The organism is Pedobacter sp. 01N416 (assembly GCF_056399685.1).
The window spans coordinates 1-4,047 of record NZ_JBFTRT010000478.1 but is presented as its reverse complement, the minus strand read 5'-3'; the positions used below and the strand labels follow the sequence as shown (position 1 = coordinate 4,047).

Here is a 4,047-nt window from a genome sequence, read left to right as displayed (position 1 = left end):
GATTAAAGTTATTGCTGAAGATAAAATGCCTGATTTAAATGCATTTACAATCGAATCTGCAATGAGTATGGTTGCTGGTACAGCACGCAGTATGGGAATCACCGTTTCTGGTGACGCACCCTGGAACAATTAATTAAAAAACAGTTTACAACAGTGGCGAAATTAACTAAAAATCAAAAAAAGGCACACGCTAAAATAGAAGCTGGTAAAGCTTATACTTTACAGGCTGCTGCTGCTTTGGTAAAAGAAATCACTACCACTAAATTCGACGCATCAGTTGATATTGATGTATCTTTAGGTGTAGATCCGCGTAAAGCGAATCAAATGGTACGTGGTATTGCTACTTTACCACACGGTACAGGTAAAACTGTACGTGTTTTAGCTCTAGTAACTCCTGATAAGGAAGAAGAAGCGAAAGCAGCTGGCGCAGACTTCGTAGGTTTAGACGAATATGTGGCTAAAATTGAAGGTGGTTGGACCGATGTAGACATTATTATCACAACACCAGCTTGTATGGCAAAAGTAGGTAAATTAGGCCGCGTTTTAGGTCCAAGGAACTTAATGCCAAATCCAAAATCTGGTACAGTAACTAACGAAGTTGGTAAAGCTGTAACAGAGGTTAAAGCAGGTAAGATTGATTTTAAAGTAGACAAAAGCGGTATTATACACGCTTCAATAGGGAAAGTATCATTCCCAGCAGATAAAATTTATGAGAATGCACTTGAAATCATTCAGGTAATTTCAAAATTAAAACCATCTGCTGCTAAAGGAACTTATTTTAAAAGCATTCACGTGTCTTCTACAATGAGTCCTGGAATTGCAATTGAAACAAAATCAGTAGCGGGGATTTAATCATGAACAGAGAAGAAAAAAACGAAGTAGTTTTAGAACTACAAGGACAAATGCAAGAGTATGGCAATTTCTATATTGCTGATACTTCTAGCCTTTCTGTTGAGCAGATTAACAACATCCGCCGCAAATGTTTCGAAGGTGATATCATCATGAAAGTTGCTAAAAACTCTTTAATCCGCAAAGCGATTGAAGGTTTAGATGGCGATGCTTCTGAGATATACGAAGCCCTTAAAGGTTCATCATCATTATTATTCTCAAAAACAGCAAACGCTCCGGCTAAGTTGATTAAAACTTTGAGAAGAACATCTGATAAACCATTGCTTAAAGCAGCATATATAGATTCATCAGTATACGTTGGCGATGACCAATTGAATAACTTAGTAAGCTTAAAATCGAGAGAAGAGCTTATTGGCGATATCATTGGATTATTACAATCACCAGCTAAGAATGTTATATCTGCGCTTAAATCAAGCGGAGGCAAAATTGCAGGAATTGTTAAAACTCTACAAGAAAGAGAAGGTTAACGAACACCTTAAGTTCGCAATTAAACAAAATTATTTTTACGTAAATTTTTAAAATCTTAATAAAATGGCAGATTTAAAATCGTTTGCTGAGCAATTAGTAAACTTAACAGTTAAAGAAGTTAACGAATTAGCTCAAATCTTAAAAGACGAGTATGGTATCGAGCCTGCAGCTGCTGCTGTAGTTGCTGGTCCTGCTGCTGGTGGTGATGCACCTGCTGCTGCTGCAGAAAAAACATCATTTGATGTTATCTTAAAAGAAGCTGGTGGCGCTAAATTAGCAGTTGTGAAACTTGTTAAAGACTTAACTGGCCTTGGTTTGAAAGAAGCAAAAGACTTAGTTGACGGAGCACCAAAAGAATTAAAAGCTGGTGTTACTAAAGACGAAGCAGAAGCTCTTAAAAAACAATTAGAAGAAGCTGGAGCAGTAGTTGAGATTAAGTAATCACTTAACTTAGCTAAGCTAAAAATGTATTAGACACCGACTGAAAATGTCGGTGTCTTTACCTGTTTATAAACATCTCATTTTGTTTGGTTAATGAGAATGCTTGAAACTGAAACCAAACAAATAGTTTATTCTTAAACTAAAATCTTTTAGTCCATTGGCAAAGACAGTCGAACAAAGAGTAAATTTTGCAACTAGTAAGCACATTATAGACTATCCGGATTTTCTGGATGTGCAATTGCAATCATTCAGAGAATTTTTCCAGATAGATACCACATCAGACGATCGCTCTAGCGAAGGTTTGTTTAAAGTGTTTGCTGAAAACTTTCCAATAACAGATTCAAGAAATATCTTCGTATTGGAGTTTCTTGATTATTTTGTTGATCCGCCACGTTACGATATACATGAGTGTATTGAGCGTGGATTAACCTACAATGTTCCATTAAAAGCAAAGCTGAAGCTTTCTTGTAATGATGTAGAACATGAAGATTTTGAAACCATTATCCAGGATGTGTACTTAGGTACAATCCCGTATATGACACCAAAAGGTACGTTTGTTATCAACGGTGCAGAACGTGTTATCGTTTCGCAATTACACCGTTCTCCAGGAGTGTTCTTCGGTCAAAGCCGTCACACAAATGGAACCAAATTGTATTCTGCACGTGTAATTCCTTTCAAAGGTTCATGGATCGAGTTCGCTACAGACGTTAATAACGTGATGTATGCTTATATCGATCGTAAGAAAAAATTCCCGGTTACCACTTTATTACGTGCTATCGGTTACGATTCTGATAAAGATATCTTAGAACTTTTTGATCTTGCTGACGAAGTAAAAGTTAGTAAATCTGGTTTGAAGAAATACATCGGTCGTAAACTGGCAGCAAGGGTATTGAAAAAATGGGTTGAAGATTTTGTAGATGAAGATACAGGTGAGGTAGTTTCTATCGACCGTAATGAAGTGATTCTTGAAAGAGAAACCGTTTTAGAAGACGAACACATTGATATGGTTATCGAAGCAGGCGTAAAAAGCATCATCTTGTCTAAAGAAGATGGCGCAAGTCAGGCTGATTATACCATTATATATAATACATTACAGAAAGATACATCAAACTCAGAAAAAGAAGCTGTAGAAAACATCTATCGTGCTTTGCGTAATGCAGAACCACCTGATGAGGAAACAGCCCGTGGTATCATTGATCGTTTATTCTTTTCAGATAAACGTTACGATTTAGGAGATGTTGGTCGTTACCGCATCAACCGTAAATTAAAAATGAATACCCCTGATGAGGTTAAAGTATTAACAAAAGCAGATATTATTGCAATTGTTAAATACCTGATCAAATTGATCAACTCAAAAGAAGAAGTAGATGATATCGATCACTTGTCTAACCGTCGTGTACGTACGGTAGGTGAGCAATTGTACGCACAATTTGGTGTTGGTTTAGCCCGTATGGCCAGAACAATCCGTGAGCGTATGAATATTCGTGATAACGAGGTGTTTACACCAACTGATTTGATTAACGCCCGTACGTTATCATCGGTTATCAACTCGTTCTTTGGTACTAACCAGTTGTCTCAGTTCATGGATCAAACGAATCCATTGGCAGAGATCACACACAAACGCCGTTTATCGGCTTTAGGTCCAGGTGGTTTATCGCGTGAGCGTGCCGGTTTCGAGGTACGTGACGTTCACTATACGCACTATGGTCGTTTATGTACTATTGAAACACCAGAGGGACCAAACATTGGTTTGATTTCATCACTTTGTGTGCATGCAAAAATCAATAATTTAGGTTTCATTGAAACACCATACAAACGTGTTGAAGATGGTAAAGTAGTTGTAGATTCAGACGTTATTTATTTATCTGCTGAGGACGAAGATGGTAAAACCATCGCTCAGGCCAATGCAGAATATGATGATAAAGGTAATTTTACCACACCACGTGTTAAAGCGCGTTATGAGGGTGACTTCCCGATTATTGAGCCTGAGAAATTAGACTTAATGGACGTTGCGCCTAACCAGATTACTTCAATCGCTGCTTCGTTAATCCCGTTCTTAGAACATGATGATGCGAACAGGGCTTTGATGGGATCGAACATGCAACGTCAGGCCGTACCATTGTTGCGTCCTGAAGCACCAATTGTAGGTACAGGTTTAGAAGGTCGCGTTGCACGTGACTCAAGAACTTTGATCAACGCAGAAGGTGACGGTGTTGTAGAGTATGTTGA

At 38.0% G+C, this 4,047-nt stretch carries 4 protein-coding genes and 1 pseudogene; all 5 read left to right on the top strand.

Features of this window, described 5'->3' with window-relative positions:
* Window positions 1-133 (top strand): annotated as a pseudogene (locus AC1DND_RS21800) (50S ribosomal protein L11); the annotation flags it as partial.
* 20 nt (window positions 134-153) lie between these two features.
* Entirely contained in the window at window positions 154-852 is a 699-nt protein-coding gene (gene rplA, locus AC1DND_RS21795; RefSeq protein WP_029279316.1) for a 50S ribosomal protein L1, read from the top strand.
* 2 nt (window positions 853-854) lie between these two features.
* Window positions 855-1,376 carry a 50S ribosomal protein L10 gene (rplJ, locus tag AC1DND_RS21790; protein WP_477584715.1) on the top strand — a complete coding sequence of 174 codons (522 nt, stop codon included), beginning with the start codon at window positions 855-857 and terminating at the stop codon, window positions 1,374-1,376.
* Between the two features lie 64 nt (window positions 1,377-1,440).
* Window positions 1,441-1,818 (top strand): 50S ribosomal protein L7/L12, encoded by a 378-nt coding sequence (gene rplL / locus AC1DND_RS21785; protein ID WP_029279312.1) that lies wholly within the window; start codon window positions 1,441-1,443, stop codon window positions 1,816-1,818.
* A gap of 157 nt (window positions 1,819-1,975) precedes the next feature.
* Window positions 1,976-4,047, top strand: a 2,072-nt coding sequence (gene rpoB, locus AC1DND_RS21780; RefSeq protein ID WP_477584714.1) for a DNA-directed RNA polymerase subunit beta, incomplete at its 3' end; no start/stop codon positions are given.